The following is a 19,175-nucleotide window of genomic DNA, read 5'->3' on the forward strand; positions in this document are numbered from 1 at the left end:
AAGGCGAGCGTGCGCGAATGTGTCGTCACGTCGATAGGGGCTCGGGTGAGGGCGGCTGAGGCAATCGTGGCGCTATCATGGCCGACCAGTTCGTCTTGCTCCGAGCCATGTCGCCATTTGCGCCGCTGCTGTGCTGCACCCGTTCGCCTTTAAAAGGCGCGCTGCAATGAGTCGCCCGGCACGGTCGGCGCCACGCGGCGCGGAAGGGCAGGTGCGCATCGTCGGCGGACGCTGGCGCAACACACGGCTGGCTGTGCCCGAGTTGCCCGGCCTGCGCCCGAGCAGCGACCGCGTCCGCGAGACGGTGTTCAATTGGCTGATGCCGCGTCTGCCTGGTGCGCGCGTGCTGGATCTGTTCGCCGGGTCCGGCGCGCTGGGGCTGGAGGCGGTGTCGCGCGGCGCTGCGCAGGCAACGCTGATCGAACGCGACCCTGGTCTGGTGCAACGGCTACGCGAGCACGTGACCAGACTCGATGCGGCCGCCCAGGTCCAAGTGCTGCAGGAAGACGCGCTGCGGTGGATGGAACGCGCGCCTGCGGCCCAAGCCAACATCGTGTTCGTCGATCCGCCGTTCGCCGCCGGCCTGTGGCCCAGCGTGCTGGAACGGCTGCCCGTACATCTGGCCGCCGATGCCTGGCTGTACCTGGAAGCGCCGGCCGATGTGCCGCCGCAGGTTCCGGCCGGCTGGCACGTGTATCGTGAGGGCGCCACCCGGCAGGTGCGCTATGCGCTGTACCGCCAGCCCGCTGCTACACTGAAGAGCGATCAGACCCCGGTAGTTTCCGTATGAGCGTTGCCAGTAGCCGCACCGCCGTCTATCCCGGTACCTTCGACCCGATCACCAATGGTCATATCGATCTGGTGAACCGCGCCGCGCCGTTGTTCGAGCGTGTGGTGGTCGGCGTGGCCTACAGCCCGTCCAAAGGCCCTGCATTGTCGTTGGAACGCCGTGTCGAGCTGGCCCAGGAAGCGCTGGCCGCGCATACCAATGTGGAAGTGCGCGGCTTCGATATCTTGCTGGCTCACTTCGTGCGCGACATGGGCGCCGGCGTGCTGCTGCGCGGCCTGCGCGCCGTGTCCGACTTCGAATACGAATTCCAGATGGCCAGCATGAATCGCCATCTGATTCCGGAGGTGGAAACGCTGTTTCTCACACCGGCCGAGCAGTACAGCTTCATCTCGTCCTCGCTGGTGCGCGAAATCGCGCGGCTGGGCGGGGACGTGTCCGGTTTCGTTCCGGCTTCAGTCGTCGAGGCGTTGCGGCAGGTGCGCCAATCCCGCGCGCAGGCTTGATCTCATCAGCAGTCACATCACCACATCCTTTTCAAACGGGAGGAGTTTTTATGAAACACACCATGCGCGCTCTGGCGCTCGCTTCGATCGCCGCTCTTGCGGTTACTGCCTGTAAGAAGGAAGCGCCGGCTCCGACCGCTGCCGCGGCTCCGGCTGCGCTGACCGCACCGGCCAAGGACGACAACGCCGGCTGGAAGAAGTACCTGCAGGAAGTGGTCGGCCAGAACCTGGGCACCACCACCAACAGCCCGTTCCTGTACTACTTGCCGCCGGAGTCAGATGCCGAGTTCGCCGGCAGCTACGAGCGTCAGCTGGAAAGCGTCAAGACCGCGCTCGCTCGTGGCGTGCAGCCGGGCAACATGCTGGCCTTCGGCTCGTCGGCATCGACCAAGATGGCCGACCTGATCGATGCGGCGTTCAAGGACGTGGCACCGGACTCGATGAAGGGCGTGCGCGTGCTGTTCATCGGCAATGCTGCCGACAACGCGCGCGTGCAGACCATCGTCCAGCCCAAGGGCGCAGAATACATTTTCGTTGAAGCCAAGTAATGCCGTACCAGGCCGGATGCGCGGGAGGGCGCATCCGGTCGCGGCGTGCAAACGCACCATGCTGCCGAGTTTGCACTCCACCGAGGCCGGCCGTCTCAGGCCGGTGTCCAACAATGCTCACGGCGTTGTCCGTTCTTTACTCTCCGCGATGTGCGCCCGTCTGCAGCAGTACGTTGCGTTCCAGCGCCTGCAGTTGAATCGCGCTGGGCTACATCGCATGGTGTCGTCGACATGTCGCTGAAGATCAACGAGCTCTGCGTCAACTGCGATGTCTGCGAGCCGGCGTGCCCGAATCAGGCCATTTCGATGGGCGAAACCATCTACGTGATCGACCCGGCACGGTGTACCGAGTGCGTGGGCCATTTCGACGAAGCGCAATGCGTGGTGGTGTGCCCGGTCGAATGCATCGACCAGGATCCGGCCATCCCGGAAACCCATGATCAATTGCTTGCCAAGCTCATGCAGCTGCAGCGTGATCATCCCGAATTGTACGAACAGGAGCCTCCCGCGGCGTGAGCATTTTCTCCCGACGTCTTTCTTCGCGCGGCCTCGTGTTGCTGGCTTTCGTGCTGGCACCGCAAGCCTGGCCTGCCGATGGCGCCAAACCTGCGGCGGTTGCGACCTCGCCGTTGGCAGCGCATCCGCCCGGTGCGGCGATCGCCAGCGGTCACGCGCTGGCGACCGATGCCGGCCTGCAGATCCTGCGTGAAGGCGGTAATGCGTTCGATGCGGCGATTGCGGTGTCGTCCACGTTGGCGGTGGTCGAGCCGATCAGCTCGGGTCTGGGCGGCGGTGGTTTCTTCCTGTTGCACGACGCCAAGACCGGCAAGGACGTGATGCTGGACGCGCGCGAATATGCGCCGGAGTCGGCGAGCGAGTCGCAGTTCCTCGACAAGAAAGGTGAGCTTGACCGCGACCGCCCGGTCAACGGCCCGTGGTCGGCCGGTATTCCGGGCCTGCCTGCCGCGCTGGTGGAGCTGGCGTCCAAGCACGGCCGGCTGCCGCTGAAGCAGTCGTTGGCTCCATCGATCCGCATCGCCACCGAGGGCTTCCCGGTGTACGCGCGAATGGCCAAGGGCTACGCATCGCGTCGCGAGGTGATGGAGCGCTACCCAGGGACGCGCCAGGTGTATCTGCGCGGCGGAAAACCCATTGCCGAAGGCGACATCTTCAAGCAACCCGAGCTGGCGCACACGTTGCAGCTGCTCAGCGCCAACGGCTTGGACGGCTTCTACAAGGGCGAAACCGCCAAGAAGCTGCTGGCCGGGGTCGAACAGGCCGGTGGGCGGTGGAAAGCGTCCGAGTTGGCCGGGTATCGGGTCAAGGAGCGCACGCCGATCCAGTTCGATTACCGCGGCTGGAAGATCACCACCGCGCCGCCGCCGTCCTCCGGCGGCATCGCTCTGGCGGCGATGCTGCAGATACTGGAAGGCTGGGATCTGGACAAACTCGACGATGCGCACCGCACCCATCTGGTGGTGGAGGCGATGCGCCGCGCCTACCGCGACCGCACGTTTTTTCTTGGCGACCCGGACTTCGTCGCCGTGCCGCAGCGCGTGCTGACCAGCAAAGATTACGCGCAAGGTCTGCGTGCCACGATCAACCCCGAAAAAGCCACGCCCAGCGATCTGCTGTCAGCCAACCCCACCCCGCTGGAAGACGACGAGACCACGCATTTTTCCATCATCGATGGCGAAGGCAACCGCGTTGGCGCCACCCAGACCGTCAACCTGCTGTATGGCTCCGGGCTAATCCCCAAGGGCACCGGTGTGCTGCTCAACGACGAGATGGACGACTTCGCGCTCAAGCCGGGCACCCCGAATGCCTTTGGCGTGATGGGTTACGCCGCCAATGCGCCGAAGCCGGGCAAGCGCATGCTCAGCTCGATGACACCGACCTTCATGGAATCGTTGGACAAAGTTGCGGTGATCGGTACCCCGGGTGGCAGCCGCATTATCACCATGGTGCTGCTCGGCATCCTGGGCTACGACGCCGGCCTGGACGCACAGCAGGTCAGCGCCTTGCCGCGGTATCACCACCAGTGGCTGCCGGACGTGATCGACGCCGAGAGCAACGCGTTCTCGCCACAGACCGCCAAGGCACTGGAAGCGATGGGCCACGCGCTCAAGCTGCCCGGCGACACCGCCGAGGGCGGCCGCGGTTCCAGCCATGTGTGGGGCAACCTGCAGACGGTGGAATGGGACAAGCGCAGCAACGCGCTCAGCGGCGGTAGCGACCCGCGCAATCCGGTAGGCAAGGCCGACGTGCAGCTGGAGGCAGCGGCGCGCTGAGCGCTGAGCCAGGTCGACTGAGAGCGCCTGGTTTCGTGCTATGGAGCAAGGCGCTTTTCGTTTTTGGCTGTCAGTGTGTTGTTGCCATGACGCCCGTGCGGGCAGCAAGCAGACGTGGCCGTTACGGCGATTGGTGTCTGCAGCACACATCGCGCATTGCTGGTTGAAGCGCATACCTACCGATGTGTCGGAGCCGCGCGACAGCGCCGCGTCGCTGGTGCTTGTCGCAGCGTGGACGCCGCCGCAGTAATGCGCATTGCCGCAGCGGGCGATGTCTGGATTGTACTTGTGGCTGTCATCCAATGCAGCGACCATCGCGGCATGACTGTTTTCCAGACTCTGCTCACCAGCATGGTGATCGCATCGCCTATCGCCGCTTGCACGACCGATACCACCGGCAACCAGGCCGCATTGGCATCTGGCGCTGCCATCCACGTCAACCAGCTCGGCTACCTGCCGGGCTCGGCCAAGCTTGCGGTGGTCGGGTTGCCGCAAGGCACGGCGACCGATTCGGACCGCTTCACAGTCGAAGATGCGCAAGGCCGCCGTGTGCTCCAGGGCACTTTGCAACCCGCTGCGCTGTGGTCACCGGCGGGGCAACAGGCGCGGGTGGCGGATTTTTCCAGTGTGCGCGCCGCAGGAACGTATCGATTGAAGATCGAGGGGCTGCCGGCATCCGATCCGTTCCGGATCGCGGCGGGGGCGTATCAGCCAGTCGTCGATGCATCGCTCAAGGCGTTCTATTTCAATCGTGCCAGCACCGCGTTACCGACGCAGTTTGCCGGGCGTTATGCGCGTGCGGCCGGGCATCCGGATACGCAGGTGCGCATCCATCCGTCGGCGGCATCGGCAACGCGGTCGGCGGACAGCGTGATCAGCGCGCCCAAGGGCTGGTATGACGCCGGCGACTACAACAAATACATCGTCAATTCCGGCATCAGCACCTACACCTTGCTGGCGGCCTACGAGCAGTATCCGGCGTTGTTCGAGGCGCAGGCACTGACCATTCCCAACGATGCGCCAGGCGTGCCCGGCATCCTGCAGGAGACTTGGTGGAATCTGGAATGGATGCTGGCCATGCAGGATCCTGCCGATGGCGGCGTGTATCACAAGCTCACCGACAAACAGTTCGATGGTCTGGTGATGCCCGATCAAGCCAAACAGCAACGCTATGTGGTGATGAAGGCGACTGCCGCCACGCTGGACTTTGCTGCAGTGATGGCCGCGGCCAGTCGCGTGTATGCGCCGTTCGACAAGCAATATCCAGGTGTCTCGGCGCGCATGTTGAAAGCTTCACGCAGTGCCTGGGCATGGGCGCAGCTGCATCCGGATGTGATCTATCGCCAGCCCGACGATGTGCGCACCGGCGGTTACGACGATGCGCATGTCGACGATGAATTCGCTTGGGCCGCGGCGGAGTTGTACCTCACCACGCGCGAGGATGGTTTCTACGATGCAATGACCGCGCAGAATGTGCCAGCGACGGTGCCGTCGTGGGGCAATGTCGGTGGGTTGGCCTGGATGTCGCTGGCCGGGCATCGCGACCAGCTCACCTCGCATGCCGATCGCATGCGCATCGAGCGTGAGGTCGCCGGTCTGGCGCAACGGTTGGCCGACCAATGGCGAGCCTCGTCGTGGCGCTTGGCGATGACCGACAAGGACTTTGTCTGGGGCAGCAATGCGGCGGTACTCAACCGCGCGATGATGTTGATGCAGGGCTATCGGCTCACGCAGCAGCGCCAGTACCTGGATGCTGCGCAGTCGCACTTGGACTACATTTTGGGGCGTAATCCGCTGGGGTTGTCGTTCGTTACCGGAGTCGGGCAGCGCACGCCGATGCATATCCATCATCGCCCCTCCGAGGCCGACGGTATCGATGCACCGGTGCCCGGTTGGTTGGCCGGTGGCCCGCAACCAGGCCAGCAGGATGCCAAGGACTGCAAAGTGGCGTATCCCTCAAAACTGCCGGCGCTGTCGTACCTGGACAACAGCTGCAGCTACGCCACCAACGAAGTGGCGATCAACTGGAATGCACCGCTGGTGTATGTGAGTGCGGCGATCGAGGCGTCGACGCGGTGAGGGGCATGCGACCTCGAGGCTCTCCCTCTCCCATCTGACGTCGTCCTCCGTCTAGACATATCGGTTTTCTCGTCCGGACACGCTGCGCTCGCTTCCTGTCTCTCGTTGGAAGAGTGGCTTTAGTCGTTCACTCCACCCGCGTACCAAAAATCAGGTCACCGGCATCGCCTAGGCCGGGCAGGATGTAGCCCTTCTCGTTGAGATGGCCGTCGATTGCCGCAGTGTAGACCTCTACGTCCGGATGCACTGCCTCTAGCGCTTTCAGACCTTCCGGTGCGGCGACCAGAAAGATGCCCTTGATGCGCCGCGCGCCGGCGCGTTTGAGCATGTCGATGGTGGCGATCAGGGTGCCGCCGGTCGCCAGCATCGGATCCAGAATCAGCGCATCGCGCTCTTCGAGGCGTCCGGTGAGGCGTTCGAAGTACGGTACCGGCTGCAAGGTTTCTTCGTCGCGTTGCAGGCCAATGACGCTCACGCGTGCGGCGGGGATCAGCGCCAGTACGCCGGGCAACATGCCCAAGCCTGCGCGCAGGATCGGCACCAACGTGATCTTGGCGCCGGCGATGCGCTGCACTTCGACCGGACCGGCCCAGCCCGGTTGCACGTGCGTTTCGGTATCCAGATTCGCGGTGGCCTCGTATGCCAACAATGTGCCCAGTTCGGTGACCAACTCGCGAAAGCCCTTGGTGCTCAAGGCGGCATCGCGCAGCAGGCCGATTTTATGCTGGACGAGAGGGTGGCGGACTTCGACGATTTTCATGGCCAACGACAGGCGTGAGAAGCGCACAGTGTGCCGCAGCGACCGGTGACGTCGCCACACATCGGATGTGATTGCGCTTGCATATGTCATGGCGGTGAAAAGTCATGAACATAGCGTGCCCGCCAAGTTTTGACCGATTGGGGAAACCCCGTGTTGAACAACACGCTGCGCTGCCTTGGGATCACGCCGACGTTGTGGCTGCGGCCATGTGGGCACCCGCTGGCGCATGCGGCTGAGGGCCCGCCGTTGCGGCGCCGCCAGTGCTGCAGCAATCGATCTGGAACGTCTAGACCACCGCCTCGCTGCAATACCGTGGCGGCATGTTGGGCGAAGGCATCGGCTCGGATTGTATTGATTCATCAGCTGTTCTTTTGGCCGCGTGCCAATCACGAAAACGAAAAGCTGGTGGAGCAGGTGTTGCCGGTGATCGGCCGGCACAAGATCGATCTGGTGCTTCAGGGACAAGGTCACACCGACGGCCGACGCGGCAATGAGGCCGGGCAGGCGACCCCGGTGTTCTTGGTCTCGGTGGACGGGCCCAAGCAGTACCGTCTTTCGGATAGGCGCGCAAGACCATGCGCCCAGTGAGTGAAGACACCCAGCTGTATCAGGTGCTACGTATCGACAACCAGCAGCTTGTTGACGAGTCGCGCACCGCGACCGGTCGCCTTTTGTATGACGCGTTCGAACTGCGGCGCGATAGCGCCGGTGGCAAGCGACTGATTGAACACGAGGCAGGACCCATCGCGCCGCGCGATTGTCCACGGAGTGCAACCCTCAAGGGTCGGGCGGATCGCTGCTTGGAGTGATGCTGTTGCGGCCCACTTCAATAACGATAGTAATGATAGTACTGTGGGGTCAGCCGGACCTAAGACCGGGTAACCCGCTTCAGGGCGGTGCCGCGTTGGAGGGCCTGGTTCTTCCCCCGTCCGTCGAGAAGCTGCATGATTCCCCACGTATTCCATATGACTGCGCCGACCAAGCATCTGCTCTGGGAAGAGCGCAGAATTCAGGCCCGTTTGCAGCGGTTGTTATCGGGCTGGACCTGCTATGTCTGGGACGATGCTGACAATGCGGAGTTGATGCGCCGTGCATTTCCGGAGTTTGCCGAGCGTTACGAAAAGATCCGCTTCGGAGTGATGAAAGCCGACATCGCGCGTTGTGCCTACATGCACGCGTACGGCGGCTTCTACTTCGACACTGACTACAAATTGTTGCGTCCGCTTGACGCCGAACTCACATCACAGCAATGCGTATTGCCGATCGAAGAGGGCGCGCCCGGTCATGAGGACTTCAAGATCGGCAACGCCGTGTTGGGTTCCGAGGCCGGGCATCCGTTCTGGCGCGCATTTATCGAGCACATCTTCAACGTGCACACGCCGGAAACGCTGGAAGATCACCGGCAGATCCCGATGATCTCCGGTCCACGCGGATTGACGCGTTTTTATAACGCGCATTCCGGGGAGTTCGCCGGCATCACATTTCCGGCCCGCGATGCGTTCCACCCGGATCGCACCTGGTTTGGACTCGGTCACCGCGGTGGCAAGGTCGCGGTGGGTTCGCATCTATGTTGGGCGTCCTGGCGCGGCAAGTCGCCACGTCGGGCGGTGACTAACTATCTAAGGCGCAAGTTGAGTGCTGTGACGATTTGATCGGCTGATGGTCGTGCAGATCCGCTGTAAAACCTTGAAAGTAGAGGGCTGCCTACATTCAGCAGGTGCGCAATCGACGCGTCACCTGCTGTCAGCTCAGGCCGCCTTAGCTTGCGCCCGACGTGGACCTTCCCTCAGTGCACGTGCGATCAACCCGACCAGCAGATCGAGCTCGTCCTCGTCCATCGCAAAGTGCGGGGTGAAGCGCAGCGAATTTTCGCCGCCATGAATCACGTTAACGCCGCGATGACGCAGCCACTCTTCGGTGGAACCTGCGCCGTGGCATTTGAATTGAGGTGCCAGCTCGCACGAGAACAGCAACCCGGTGCCTTGCACTTTGGTAATCAAATCGCCTAGCTCGGACTGCAGCGCTTCGAGTTTGCTGATCGCTTGCGCGCCGCGAGTGCGGATGTTTTCGCGCACTCGCGGCGTAAACAACGCCAGCGTGGCGCAGGCCACATCGAGGGCGCGTGGATTGGTGGTCATGGTGTTGCCGTAGGTGCCTTCGCGATACACCCGCGCGGCCTGTTCGGTCACCGCCAGCACCGACAGCGGGTACTGCGCGGCGTTGAGCGCCTTGGAATAGGTTTCCAGATCCGGTGGGTCGAGTTGCTCGAAGCCGGGGTAGTCGACCACCGACAGCACGCCATGCGCACGCAGGCCGGCCTGGACCGAATCCACCAGCAGCAAGCTGCCATGTGTGCGGGTCAGCTCGCGCGCGGCTGCGTAGAACGCGGCCGGCAATGCACGCCCTGGGTCGCCTTCGCCCATCACCGGCTCCAGAAACACCGCCTCGATAAACCAGTGATTGCGCGCGGCCTCGTCGAATGCGCGTTGCAGCGCCGCCACGTCGTACGGCGCGATCGCGATCACCGAATCTTCGTCGCGGTAACTGGCCAGATACTTGATGTAGGTCTTGCGGCTGGAATCGGAATACAGGCCGGGGCGATCGGTGCGGCCGTGGAAGCTGCCCTTGACCACCACGCGCTTGATGGCGCCGCCGGCATGGCGCGCACCTGGATCGGTTTGCAGCTTGGCGTTGGTGTCGACAATACGCGCGGCCAGGCCCACCGCCTCAGAGCCGGAATTGAGGCACATGAAGCGTGCGAACGGACAACCGCCGCGACTGTGGCCGATCTCCGCACGCAGAGCGCGGTCGAGCCGGCGCTGCGCCAGGCTGGGGGTCATTACGTTTGCCATCACCTGCGGCCGCGCCATCGCCTCGAGCACCGACTTGGGGGTGTGGCCGAAGCCGAGCATGCCGTAGCCGCCGGCGTCGTACAGCACCGCACCCTTGAGCGTGACCACCCACGGGCCGCGCGCGACCAGCGCCACGTACGGAGTCAACGCATCGTCTGCGTAGAAATTGATGAAGCCTTCCTGCACCGTGCCGATCTGCGCGTCTTCGTCCAGATCCAGCAGGTCGGCCGCCTCCTCGCGCATCAGCGCGTATTCGGCGGCGGCAGCGCCGATTGCCTGTTGCAGGTCGGGATGATTACCTGCCAGGCGCACGATGCTGGCATCGTCCAGGCCAACAGTTAGGCGGCGGCCTGCACGGGCGCGCAGCGGGGCTAGCGGGGCAAGGACGGACATGGCGCATCTCCTACGAGGTGTCGTTGCCTATCTATTATCGGCAGAAGATCGGCGTTTAGCAGCGTGAATCTGGGCAGGAAGTGCGGTATTTTCGTCGATTCGCCGACGCAGATGGGCAAAAGTGAAAATTACCGCCTCCGACGAACGCCTGTTGTCGCTGCTGCGCGAGGATGCACGGGCCTCCACCGCGCAGATCGCGCGCCGGCTCGGGCTGTCGCGCACCACCGTGCAGAGCCGCATCGAGAAGCTCGAACGCGACGGGGTGATCATCGGCTATACCGTACGCACCCACGACAGCTACGAGCAGGGCCGCATCCGCGCGCACATCCTGATCACCGTGCTGCCCAAGAAAATGCCGGCCGTGGTCAAGGCGTTACGCGACATCCCCCAAGTGCGCCTGCTGCACTCGGTCAGTGGCGCCTACGACCTGATCGCTCTCGGTGTTGTTGGCGGCGTCAACGAAATGGACGTGCTCACCGACGCCATCGGCGCCATCGACGGTGTGGAGCGCACCACCAGCTCGATCATCCTGTCGACCAAGTTCGAGCGGTGAATGGGGAATCGGAAATGGGGAATCGCAACAGCAACAGTGTTTCACTGCCAATACCGTCCTCGACTCACTGAACCGCCCCGGGATTTCGGGAGGCTCCAACTCTTGAGAAGATGGGGCCATGAACAAGACGAAGTATTCCTTGGAAGTGCGAGAGCGCGCGGTTCGGCTGGTGCGGGAGCATCAGGGCGCGTACGGCTCGCAGTGGGCGGCGATCGAGTCGATTGCCGGGAAGATCGGCTGTTCGGCGCAGACGCTGTGCAATTGGGTGCGGCAGGCCGAGCGTGATGCTGGCGAGCGTTCGGGATTGAGCACGGACGAGCGGGCGCAGTTGAAGGATCTGTTGCGGGAGAACCGGCAGCTGCGGCAGGCCAACGAGATCCTGCGCAAGGCCAGCGCATATTTCGCCCAGGCGGAGCTCGACCGCCGCTTCAAGCCCTGACCACGTTCGTGACCGAACATCGCGATGTCCACGGGGTCGAGCCGATCTGCCAGGTGCTGCAGGTTGCCCCGTCGACGTATTACCGCCACGCGGGGCGGGAAGCGGACGCGAACTTGCGCCCGAACCGCTGGTGGAAGGACCAGGCGCTGCGCCCGCAGATCCGGCGGGTATGGGAGCAGAACCGACAGGTGTACGGCGTGCGCAAGGTCTGGCGGCAGCTCAAGCGCGAGGGCTATCAAGTGGCCCGCTGCACGGTGGAGCGGCTGATGGGCGAGCTGGGCCTGCACGGGGTGGTGCGCGGAAAGGTGGTCAAGACCACGATCAGCGACAAGCGGCCGTGCCCGCTGGACAAGGTGAACCGGCAGTTCCATGCGCCGTCGCCAAACCGACTGTGGGTCAGCGACTTCACCTACGTCTCGACCTGGGCCGGGTTCGTGTACGTGGCTTTCGTGATCGACGTGTACGCACGGCGGATCGTGGGCTGGAAGGTGTCGCAGACGGCGCACACGGACTTCGTGCTGGACGCACTGGAGCAAGCGTTGCATGCGCGGCGGCCCACCGAAGGCGGCCTGATCCACCACTGCGACCGCGGCGTGCAGTATGTGTCGATCCGCTACACCGAGCGGCTGGCCGACGCCGGGATCGAGCCGTCGGTGGGCAGCGTGGGCGATAGCTACGACAACGCGCTGGCCGAGACGATCAACGGGTTGTACAAGGCTGAGGTGATCCACCGGCGCTCATGGCGCAATCGCCAGGACGTCGAACTGGCCACCCTGGATTGGGTGGACTGGTACAACCACAAGCGATTGCTGGGGTCGATCGGGAACATTCCGCCAGCAGAAGCCGAAGAGGCTTACTATCGACAACAGGCCGGTTACGTCAAAGCGGCGTGACTCAAACCAAACGGCCTCCCAACTTCCCGGGGCGGTTCATCCTGGCTATTCGTGCTGATTCTGATTGCTCTCATCGGCAAGCTGGTGAATTTGGTGATCTACGTGTGTGCAGTAAGAAGCGGTGTGTGCAATCCGAAGCATTACAGGTTGCAAAACTACCTGGCAATGCTATTTACTGTCTGATGCCTACCTAAGAATGCTAAGGCATATTGAAAAATAATCGGATGTATCTAATTTGGGGTGAAGGAAAAAATGCGAGCGCTTAAAATGGAAGAAATGCGTTTGGTGTCGGGTGGTGGCACTTATACGACGCCCGGAAATAATAGTTACGCTACCGGTGCCAATTTATCTCAAGCTCAGAGCAATACAGCTGCCTCTATTGTTGACTATGGATTGTCCCACGGTTTTCTTTTTAGTGACGTTAAAATTGCCGTCAATCAAGCATTTTATGAAAGCTCTCTTGGTACGATGGAGTCGAATCCTTCGAATTCATCTGTTCAAGGGCTCTATCAATACAATGCAGCTACTTGGAGCGACTTAGGGAAGCTCTGAACAACGCCCCCAGATGCGCGACACTACACACCTACGTTGAGGAGTGATCCATGCAACTGACGTTTGGTGACGCCGAGGGCCTGGGTAAGCGCAAGCAGACCCGCCGGGAAATCTTCCTGGCCGAGATGGAGCAGGTCGTTCCGTGGCAGCGGTTGCTTGCGCTGATCGCACCGCACTATCCGGCGTCGGGACGGCCAGGTCGGCAGCCGTACGCACTGGCCACGATGTTGCGGATTCATCTACTGCAACAGTGGTACGCGCTGAGCGATCCGGCGATGGAAGAAGCGTTGCATGAGATCCCGAGCTTGCGGCGTTTTGCCCAGCTCGGTGGGTTGGACAACGTTCCTGACGAGACCACGATTCTCAATTTTCGTCGTTTGCTGGAGACCCATGGCCTGGCCGCGCGGATGCTGGAAGCGGTCAACGCGCATCTGGCGCGCAAGGGTCAAAGTCTGCGCTCGGGCACGATCGTCGATGCAACCCTGATCGCTGCGCCCAGTTCGACCAAGAACGCTGACCACGCGCGCGATCCTGAGATGCACCAGACCAAGAAAGGCAAGCAATATTACTTCGGGATGAAAGCGCACATTGGAGTAGACGATGTGTCCGGGTTGGTGCACCACGTGGAATGCACGGCGGCCAACGTTGCCGATATCACGCAGGCGCACAAGCTGCTGCATGGCAAGGAAGACACGCTCAGCGGGGATAGCGGTTACACGGGGCTGGACAAGCGCGCGGAGATGGCGCGCAAGCGCAAGTTGCGCTACCTGATTGCAGAGAAGCCGTCCAAGCTCAAGCAGATCAAGAACGCGCGCGAGTTGCAGTGGGCCCAGCGCTGGGAGCACACCAAGGCCAGCCTGCGGGCGAAGGTGGAACATCCATTTCGGGTGATCAAACGCCAGTTTGGTTACGTCAAGATCCGCTATCGCGGCCTAGCGAAGAATACCGCGCAGGTGCTGACGCTGTTTGCGCTATCCAATCTATGGATGGTGCGCCGGCAGTTATTGCCGGCCAAGGCATAATGCTGTCCGGCGGCAGCTGAAGCCGCCAGATAAGCGCAAAATCTCGTCTTACATACCCAATTTACGCGTTACTGGCGCTCTCTATGCTGATATTTTTAGGTGTTGAGAGTTGTTCAGACCTTCCCTAATCCTACTGTGTCATAAATAGGTTATCCTGCAGGTAGTCTCTCCCACGGCGGGATCGTGATGGCCGCAGTCAGCAACAAAGCGCGTTTCTCCGCTTATCTCGATGAACTCTCCGCCGCGCTCGGTCATGCTGACCGCACTGCGGGCCTGCGAGGCGATTGCAGTGCGTTGATGCTGCCTTTGGAGCGCAAGAGTGTTGAGCCCCTGGATGCTCATCTGGATCCGCTTCGAACCAAGGCTCGCCATCAAGCCTTGCACCACTTCGTGGCCAAATCAGAGTGGTCCGATGCGGCCATGTTGGAGCGGGTTCGTCAGTACGTTTCGTCGCTGCTGGATTTGAAAGACGAGGTGTACTGGATCGTGGACGACACGGGTTTTCGCAAGAAGGGCAGGCATTCGGTCGGTGTGGCCCGACAGGACTGCGGCGAGATCGGCAAGCAGGACAATTGCCAGGTGGCCGTGAGCGTATCGTTGGCGACGCCGGCAGCGAGCATTCCGATCGCTTTCAGGCTGTATCTGCCTGAAGACTGGGCCAGCGATGCAGCACGCCGGGGAAAAGCGGGAATTCCCCACGAGATTGAGTTCGCGACCAAACCGCAGATCGCACTGGCGCAGATGAAAGCAGCCCATGCCACGGGAGTGGCGCGCGGCACGGTGTTGGCCGATGCAGCCTATGGCAGCAATACGGCCTGGCGTGACGCGCTGGCTTGCCTGGAACTGAACTATGCGGTGGGAATCGTGTCGAGCGTGAAAGTCTGGCCGCCCGGACAAAGGCCCGAATCGCCGGCGGCGTGGAAAGGCCAAGGCCGACCTCCGGTTCGCCATCGTCGTACAGCCGACCATCAGCCACAGTCGGTGCAAGCGCTGGCGCTGTCGTTACCCTCCCGCGCCTTCAGGACAGTCGCGTGGCGGGAAGGCGGCAACGCACCGTTGTCGGGACGTTTCGCCGCCGTACGCGTACGTGCAGCACAAGGTGATCGCTTGCGTCAGGAGGAATGGCTGTTGATCGAATGGCCCAAAGGCCAAGACAGGCCGACCCGATACTTTCTGTCCAACCTGCCGGTAAACACGCCGCGCAAGGATCTGGTAAGGACGGTCAAGGCGCGCTGGCGGAAGGCAATCGCGCGCCCAGCGCCACGCGAGCGACTCGATCGCGACGCTGCGCTGGACAATCGCCATGGACATCGCAGCGGCACTACTTGACGGGATGCCTCCGTATCTGCGGATTTAGAGCGGCTAACAAAACGTAGCGAGCAGTCGCCAGGTGTGAGTGCGGACGGCCCGGAGGAACCGCAGTGTACGAGTGGTACATGCCGGTTCCGAGCACCGGCCGCGCCCGCCTGGCGGTGAGCGTGGTAGTTTTGTTAGCCTCTCTAAAGTTCAGGCCAGCGCTGCCGCCAACGATGTGAGACCAGGAGTATTCACAAGATGGAGTTTGATAGGATCAGAACGGTTATTCGGCTCGCGGAACACGCGGTCGTAAAGAGCACACCATTTGGAAAGCGGGATGATGCGTTTCGCGCGCTATCGGAAGAGCTTTTAGTCGGCCCATGGCTAATCCTCAGCGGTCTTGGGATCCTTTGGAAGCGTCTGGTCTGGGCCTTGGTTCTGGCGCTTATCATCGCTGTATACCTTCGATTGTTCGAGCATGCGTTCAGCGCCGCGATGGGATTCGCGGCGCTGACGATTGCGATGCTTTGTGTCTACTTTGGACTTCCAAGTCGCACAGTGTTGGCAGGAGTCAGCGGTAAGGCCATCGATGCGCTTGCTGCGGCTATCGTTGAACAAACTGGTGACAAGGACGGGTTGGAAAGGCTTTCCTCTGGCGTGCAGCTGGTAAAAGTTCAAGCTATGGAGCGTTTAGCACGCTTCAATGTGTTCGCTGGAATCTTGTGGGGTGCGCTGTTCTGGTTTGCCGGCGCTCGCTTGCTCTCACCAACAGTCACACCAGAGGTGTTCGAGGCCAGTCTCTGGCCAACGATCGCTGGGGTGCTCGTGTTCCTAATCGTCTTCACGGTCGCAGTGGGCTACGCCACGGCGGTGCGTGTGGTTTACCAGACGCTGGACTTTGCTTTGATCGAGGTGAAGGCTAGGCTTGCCTTGTGCCTAGTGGACCAAGCTCATCAAGGTGCGCTTGCCGCAGATGCGTCGAGGGGGCGGTAGTGGTTTGCGCGCGCTTTGCTTTTAGGGGATTAGCGCGCGAAGTGATCTTTCTCACACGGAGAGACGCGGGCGGGTGAGCATATGGTGACCGCTTACAATGGCGCCGTTCGATGGTTCTGAACCGCCCCGGGATTTCGGGAGGCTGTTTGGTTTGAGTCACGCCGCTTTGGCGTAACCGGCCTGTTGTCGATAGTAAGCCTCTTCGGCTTCCGCTGGCGGAATGTTCCCGATCGACCCCAGCAAGCGTTTGTGGTTGTACCAGTCCACCCAATCCAGCGTGGCCAGTTCCACATCCTGGCGGTTGCGCCACGCGCGCCGGTGGATCACCTCGGCCTTGTACAACCCGTTGATCGTCTCGGCCAACGCGTTGTCATAGCTATCGCCCACGCTGCCCACCGACGGCTCGATCCCGGCGTCGGCCAGCCGCTCGGTGTAGCGGATCGACACATACTGCACGCCGCGGTCGGAGTGGTGGATCAGGCCGCCTTCGGTTGGACGACGCGCATGCAGCGCCTGCTCCAGCGCGTCCAGCACGAAGTCCGTGTGCGCCGTCTGCGACACCTTCCAGCCCACGATCCGCCGTGCGTACACGTCGATCACGAAGGCCACGTACACGAACCCGGCCCAGGTCGAGACATACGTGAAGTCGCTGACCCACAGTCGGTTCGGCGACGGCGCATGGAACTGTCGGTTCACCTTGTCCAGCGGGCACGGCCGCTTGTCGCTGATCGTGGTCTTGACCACCTTCCCGCGTACCACGCCGCGCAGGCCAAGTGCGCCCATCAGTCGCTCCACCGTGCAGCGGGCCACCGCATAGCCCTCGCGCTTGAGCTGCCGCCAGACCTTGCGCACGCCGTACACCTGTCGGTTCTGCTCCCATACCCGCCGGATCTGCGGGCGCAGCGCCTGGTCCTTCCACCAGCGGTTCGGGCGCAAGTTCGCGTCCGCTTCCCGCTGCGCGTGGCGGTAATACGTCGACGGGGCAACCTGCAGCACCTTGCAGATTGGCTCGACCCCGTGAACATCGCAATGTTCGGTCACGAACGTGGTCAGGGCTTGAAGCGGCGGTCGAGCTCCGCCTGGGCAAAATACGCGCTGGCCTTGCGCAGGATCTCGTTGGCTTGCCTCAGCTCGCGCACTTCGCGTTCCAGCGCTTTCATCCGCGTCCGCTCGTCCGTCGTCAGCCCCTGACGCTTGCCGGCATCACGCTCGGCCTGACGCACCCAGTTGCACAGCGTCTGCGACGAACAGCCAATCTTCCCGGCAATCGATTCGATCGCCGCCCACTGCGAGCCGTACTCGCCCTGATGCTCCCGCACCAGCCGAACCGCGCGCTCTCGCACTTCCGGTGAATATTTCGTCTTGCTCATCGCCCCATCTTCTCAAGAGTTGGAGCCTCCCGAAATCCCGGGGCGGTTCATGGCGAGCTTCCCTGATGTTTGCGGATGTTGTCGCGCTCTATCGTCTGGCTGATCGGCCTGCCTTGCAGGGGCACCGCTTTTCTTATCAAGGGCCGCTTAGTGCGGAGCTAGTGGCTGTCATTGATCGCTGCAAGCTGCTCCCCCCGGATCTGGGACGCTTTGACGATGGTCCTGATGTTGAGAACGATGAGGTGGATTTCACCTGGGCATTGGCAGCCAATGACTCTGGGCGTTTCTATCGCTCGTTCGATGAATTTTTAACCGATTGCGAGTCCATCCATCGGGGCGAATTCCCGAGCAATTTTTACCTGCTCGATAGCGATTTCCTTAGCAACGGTGACGAGGGTCACAAGCAGCCACCTGAGCTGGTGAGGCTTCAATCGATCTGCGAACTTATCCGGCTCCTCAAACGCCTGAGTCTTAGCGGTGATCTCGCCGCCATTCCTGGCCGCCCTGCACATCTCATCTTCGTCAAGGCAGCTTCTGGTGGATCTGGGCCCGAAACGCTGGATCTGACCACCGTCGTGACAAGTCAGATGCTCGATCACGCGGCGCCCGATCTGGGGCTACTCAAAGGCCTCCTGGAAGATGATGCCAAGGGCAAGGTCAGGACTGAGGAATACAAGGCACTGTTTCGACTGGGTGTGGCCGATGTCCTGGCGACTGAGCCTGACATTGAGGGCCGGTTTGCTGGGTTGGTAGCGCGCTGGCCAAAGGTGTTGGAGCGTTTTGCCTATGATGTCCAATGCGTGGTCGATCGACTTTCGTTCGATGGCATTCTTCGTGACATCGCCGATGCTGAATTGAACTTCTTCGGTAAGCTCAATGGACTGGTTGTCGATAACGCAACGAAATTCCTAGGAATTCCGATATCACTTGCTGCCATTGCAGCGCTTGTGTCCAGGCAATCTTTAACGCAAGACCTCTTAGAGCGTCTAACAAAACCCCTTGAATCTTGTCTCGCCGGTGGCAAAATTGCGGACATGACACGTCGCAAAGAGATCCCCATTGCGCTGTGGAAGCGCATCGAGCCGCTGATTCCCCAAGTGAAGCGTTCGCCCAAAGGTGGACGGCCGCGTATCAGTGATCAGCAAGCCCTCAACGGCATCGTCTATGTCCTGCGCACGGGCGTGCCATGGGAAGACCTGCCTATGGAGCTGGGCTATGGCAGCGGCATGACCTGCTGGCGCCGGTTGCGTGATTGGCAAGCCGCCGGTGTGCGGCATCGTCTGCATCAGGTGTTGCTGACCGAGCTGCGTCGCGCCCAGAGGCTGGATCTGAGCCGAGCCAGTCTGGACGCCGCCAGTGTGGCCTCCCCCCGGGGGGCGCCTACACCGGGCCAAACCCGACCGATCGCGGCAAACTCGGCAGCAAACGGCATCTGATCGTGGACCGCAACGGCGTGCCCTTGGCAGTGTGCGTCACCGGCGCCAATCGGCACGACTCGGTCGTGTTCGAGGAGTTGATCGACGCCTTGCCGCCAATTGGTGGCAAACCAGGGCGCCCGCGACGTTGGCCAGACAAATTGCACGCCGACAAGGCTTACGACATCGACCGCTGTCGCGCCTTCCTCAAGCAGCGCGGCATCATTGCGCGGATCGCACGCAAGGGGATCGCGCGCAACGACCGGTTGGGCCGTCATCGCTGGGTCGTCGAGCGCACGCATGCCTGGTTCGCAGGCGTGGGCAAACTGCGCATCCGCTTTGAACGCCGCATCGATCTCCACTTGGCGTTGCTCTCGCTTGCATGCTCCATCATCTGCTTACGGCTTCTTCCTGGGTTTTGTTAGC

General features: G+C 62.0%; 17 protein-coding genes, 1 other RNA gene, 2 pseudogenes and 2 other annotated features. Of the genes and pseudogenes, 15 read left to right on the plus strand and 5 right to left on the minus strand.

From position 1 onward, the window contains the following. Positions 1-166: 166 nt before the first annotated feature. The 6 genes from rsmD (at position 167) to J5I97_RS06435 (ending at position 6,211) form a co-directional block, all read left to right on the plus strand. Positions 167-790 carry a 16S rRNA (guanine(966)-N(2))-methyltransferase RsmD gene (gene rsmD / locus J5I97_RS06410; RefSeq protein ID WP_208590257.1) on the plus strand — a complete coding sequence of 208 codons (624 nt, stop codon included), beginning with the start codon at positions 167-169 and terminating at the stop codon, positions 788-790. Beyond that, complete coding sequence (gene coaD / locus J5I97_RS06415; protein WP_208590264.1) at positions 787-1,293, plus strand: pantetheine-phosphate adenylyltransferase; 507 nt, start codon at positions 787-789, stop codon at positions 1,291-1,293. The genes rsmD and coaD overlap by 4 nt, the downstream gene beginning before the upstream one ends. Before the next feature lie 50 nt (positions 1,294-1,343). After that, positions 1,344-1,841, plus strand: a complete 498-nt coding sequence (locus J5I97_RS06420; RefSeq protein WP_208590267.1) for a hypothetical protein — start codon at positions 1,344-1,346, stop codon at positions 1,839-1,841. Between the two features lie 150 nt (positions 1,842-1,991). After that, positions 1,992-2,357 carry a YfhL family 4Fe-4S dicluster ferredoxin gene (locus J5I97_RS06425; protein WP_238135653.1) on the plus strand — a complete coding sequence of 122 codons (366 nt, stop codon included), beginning with the start codon at positions 1,992-1,994 and terminating at the stop codon, positions 2,355-2,357. Further along, entirely contained in the window at positions 2,354-4,132 is a 1,779-nt protein-coding gene (gene ggt / locus J5I97_RS06430; protein WP_208590270.1) for a gamma-glutamyltransferase, read from the plus strand. Before J5I97_RS06425 ends, ggt begins: the two co-directional genes overlap by 4 nt. A 321-nt stretch (positions 4,133-4,453) precedes the next feature. Further along, positions 4,454-6,211, plus strand: coding sequence for a glycoside hydrolase family 9 protein (locus J5I97_RS06435; protein ID WP_208590272.1), 1,758 nt, complete (start codon positions 4,454-4,456; stop codon positions 6,209-6,211). A 127-nt stretch (positions 6,212-6,338) separates the two neighbouring features. Here the strand turns inward: J5I97_RS06435 and upp are convergent, their stop codons facing one another. After that, positions 6,339-6,971 carry a uracil phosphoribosyltransferase gene (gene upp, locus J5I97_RS06440; RefSeq protein ID WP_208590274.1) on the minus strand — a complete coding sequence of 211 codons (633 nt, stop codon included), beginning with the start codon at positions 6,969-6,971 and terminating at the stop codon, positions 6,339-6,341. 345 nt (positions 6,972-7,316) lie between these two features. Between upp and J5I97_RS19830 the strand changes: the two are divergent. Beyond that, a pseudogene (locus J5I97_RS19830) lies at positions 7,317-7,780 on the plus strand (phosphoesterase); the annotation flags it as partial. Between the two features lie 135 nt (positions 7,781-7,915). Beyond that, complete coding sequence (locus J5I97_RS06455; RefSeq protein WP_208590286.1) at positions 7,916-8,623, plus strand: glycosyltransferase family 32 protein; 708 nt, start codon at positions 7,916-7,918, stop codon at positions 8,621-8,623. 96 nt (positions 8,624-8,719) lie between these two features. On the opposite strand, the gene J5I97_RS06460 is transcribed toward J5I97_RS06455, so the two are convergent. Further along, complete coding sequence (locus J5I97_RS06460; protein WP_208590293.1) at positions 8,720-10,216, minus strand: aminotransferase class III-fold pyridoxal phosphate-dependent enzyme; 1,497 nt, start codon at positions 10,214-10,216, stop codon at positions 8,720-8,722. Positions 10,217-10,337: 121 nt separating this feature from the next. Between J5I97_RS06460 and J5I97_RS06465 the strand changes: the two genes are divergently transcribed. The 5 genes and pseudogenes from J5I97_RS06465 to J5I97_RS06485 all read left to right on the plus strand — a co-directional run. After that, positions 10,338-10,769, plus strand: a complete 432-nt coding sequence (locus J5I97_RS06465) for an Lrp/AsnC family transcriptional regulator (protein WP_208590296.1) — start codon at positions 10,338-10,340, stop codon at positions 10,767-10,769. 118 nt (positions 10,770-10,887) lie between these two features. Beyond that, positions 10,888-12,101, plus strand: a protein-coding gene (locus tag J5I97_RS06470) for an IS3 family transposase (RefSeq protein WP_208590298.1) whose coding sequence is annotated in 2 segments (ribosomal slippage) — positions 10,888-11,173 and positions 11,173-12,101 — 1,215 coding nt in all. Because the reading frame shifts where the segments join, the coding sequence is not laid out codon by codon here. After that, positions 11,163-11,279 (plus strand) — a sequence feature (AL1L pseudoknot). (Overlaps the previous gene by 117 nt.) Positions 12,102-12,368: 267 nt before the next feature. Beyond that, the gene (locus J5I97_RS06475; protein WP_208590300.1) at positions 12,369-12,653 is read left to right on the plus strand and encodes a hypothetical protein; all 285 of its coding nucleotides are present in this window, start codon (positions 12,369-12,371) and stop codon (positions 12,651-12,653) included. A gap of 50 nt (positions 12,654-12,703) precedes the next feature. After that, complete coding sequence (locus J5I97_RS06480; RefSeq protein ID WP_208590244.1) at positions 12,704-13,675, plus strand: IS5 family transposase; 972 nt, start codon at positions 12,704-12,706, stop codon at positions 13,673-13,675. Between the two features lie 186 nt (positions 13,676-13,861). After that, positions 13,862-14,914: pseudogene (locus J5I97_RS06485) on the plus strand (IS701 family transposase); the annotation flags it as partial. 121 nt (positions 14,915-15,035) lie between these two features. Here J5I97_RS06485 and J5I97_RS06490 read toward each other — a convergent pair. Beyond that, positions 15,036-15,113: non-coding RNA, sX9 sRNA (locus J5I97_RS06490), on the minus strand. Positions 15,114-15,229: 116 nt separating this feature from the next. Here J5I97_RS06490 and J5I97_RS06495 point away from each other — a divergent pair. Further along, positions 15,230-15,964 (plus strand): hypothetical protein, encoded by a 735-nt coding sequence (locus J5I97_RS06495; RefSeq protein ID WP_238135654.1) that lies wholly within the window; start codon positions 15,230-15,232, stop codon positions 15,962-15,964. Positions 15,965-16,120: 156 nt separating this feature from the next. Here J5I97_RS06495 and J5I97_RS06500 read toward each other — a convergent pair. Beyond that, a protein-coding gene (locus J5I97_RS06500) for an IS3 family transposase (protein WP_208586298.1) occupies positions 16,121-17,334 on the minus strand; the annotation gives its coding sequence in 2 pieces (ribosomal slippage) (positions 16,121-17,052 and positions 17,052-17,334; 1,215 coding nt in all). After that, positions 16,943-17,059, minus strand: a sequence feature (AL1L pseudoknot). (Overlaps the previous gene by 117 nt.) 308 nt (positions 17,335-17,642) lie before the next feature. After that, positions 17,643-17,933 (minus strand): hypothetical protein, encoded by a 291-nt coding sequence (locus J5I97_RS19835; protein ID WP_238135655.1) that lies wholly within the window; start codon positions 17,931-17,933, stop codon positions 17,643-17,645. A 435-nt stretch (positions 17,934-18,368) separates the two neighbouring features. On the opposite strand from J5I97_RS19835, the gene J5I97_RS06510 reads away from it, so the two are divergent. Further along, positions 18,369-19,174 (plus strand): IS5 family transposase gene (locus J5I97_RS06510; protein ID WP_208591587.1). Its coding sequence is split into 2 segments (ribosomal slippage): positions 18,369-18,699 and positions 18,699-19,174, totalling 807 coding nucleotides; the frame shifts between segments, so codons are not numbered across the junction. Position 19,175 lies beyond the last annotated feature (1 nt).

The sequence above is a fragment of the Xanthomonas fragariae genome, from assembly GCF_017603965.1.
GTDB lineage: Bacteria > Pseudomonadota > Gammaproteobacteria > Xanthomonadales > Xanthomonadaceae > Xanthomonas > Xanthomonas fragariae_A.

Coding starts and splice junctions, on each gene's coding strand:
- J5I97_RS06455 (WP_208590286.1), top strand. CDS start 7,916: ATGATTCCCCACGTATTCCATATGACTGCGCCGACCAAGCATCTGCTC.
- J5I97_RS06435 (WP_208590272.1), top strand. CDS start 4,454: ATGACTGTTTTCCAGACTCTGCTCACCAGCATGGTGATCGCATCGCCT.
- rsmD (WP_208590257.1), top strand. CDS start 167: ATGAGTCGCCCGGCACGGTCGGCGCCACGCGGCGCGGAAGGGCAGGTG.
- J5I97_RS06420 (WP_208590267.1), top strand. CDS start 1,344: ATGAAACACACCATGCGCGCTCTGGCGCTCGCTTCGATCGCCGCTCTT.
- J5I97_RS06475 (WP_208590300.1), top strand. CDS start 12,369: ATGGAAGAAATGCGTTTGGTGTCGGGTGGTGGCACTTATACGACGCCC.
- J5I97_RS06480 (WP_208590244.1), top strand. CDS start 12,704: ATGCAACTGACGTTTGGTGACGCCGAGGGCCTGGGTAAGCGCAAGCAG.
- J5I97_RS06495 (WP_238135654.1), top strand. CDS start 15,230: ATGGAGTTTGATAGGATCAGAACGGTTATTCGGCTCGCGGAACACGCG.
- upp (WP_208590274.1), bottom strand. CDS start 6,971: ATGAAAATCGTCGAAGTCCGCCACCCTCTCGTCCAGCATAAAATCGGC.
- J5I97_RS06460 (WP_208590293.1), bottom strand. CDS start 10,216: ATGTCCGTCCTTGCCCCGCTAGCCCCGCTGCGCGCCCGTGCAGGCCGC.
- coaD (WP_208590264.1), top strand. CDS start 787: ATGAGCGTTGCCAGTAGCCGCACCGCCGTCTATCCCGGTACCTTCGAC.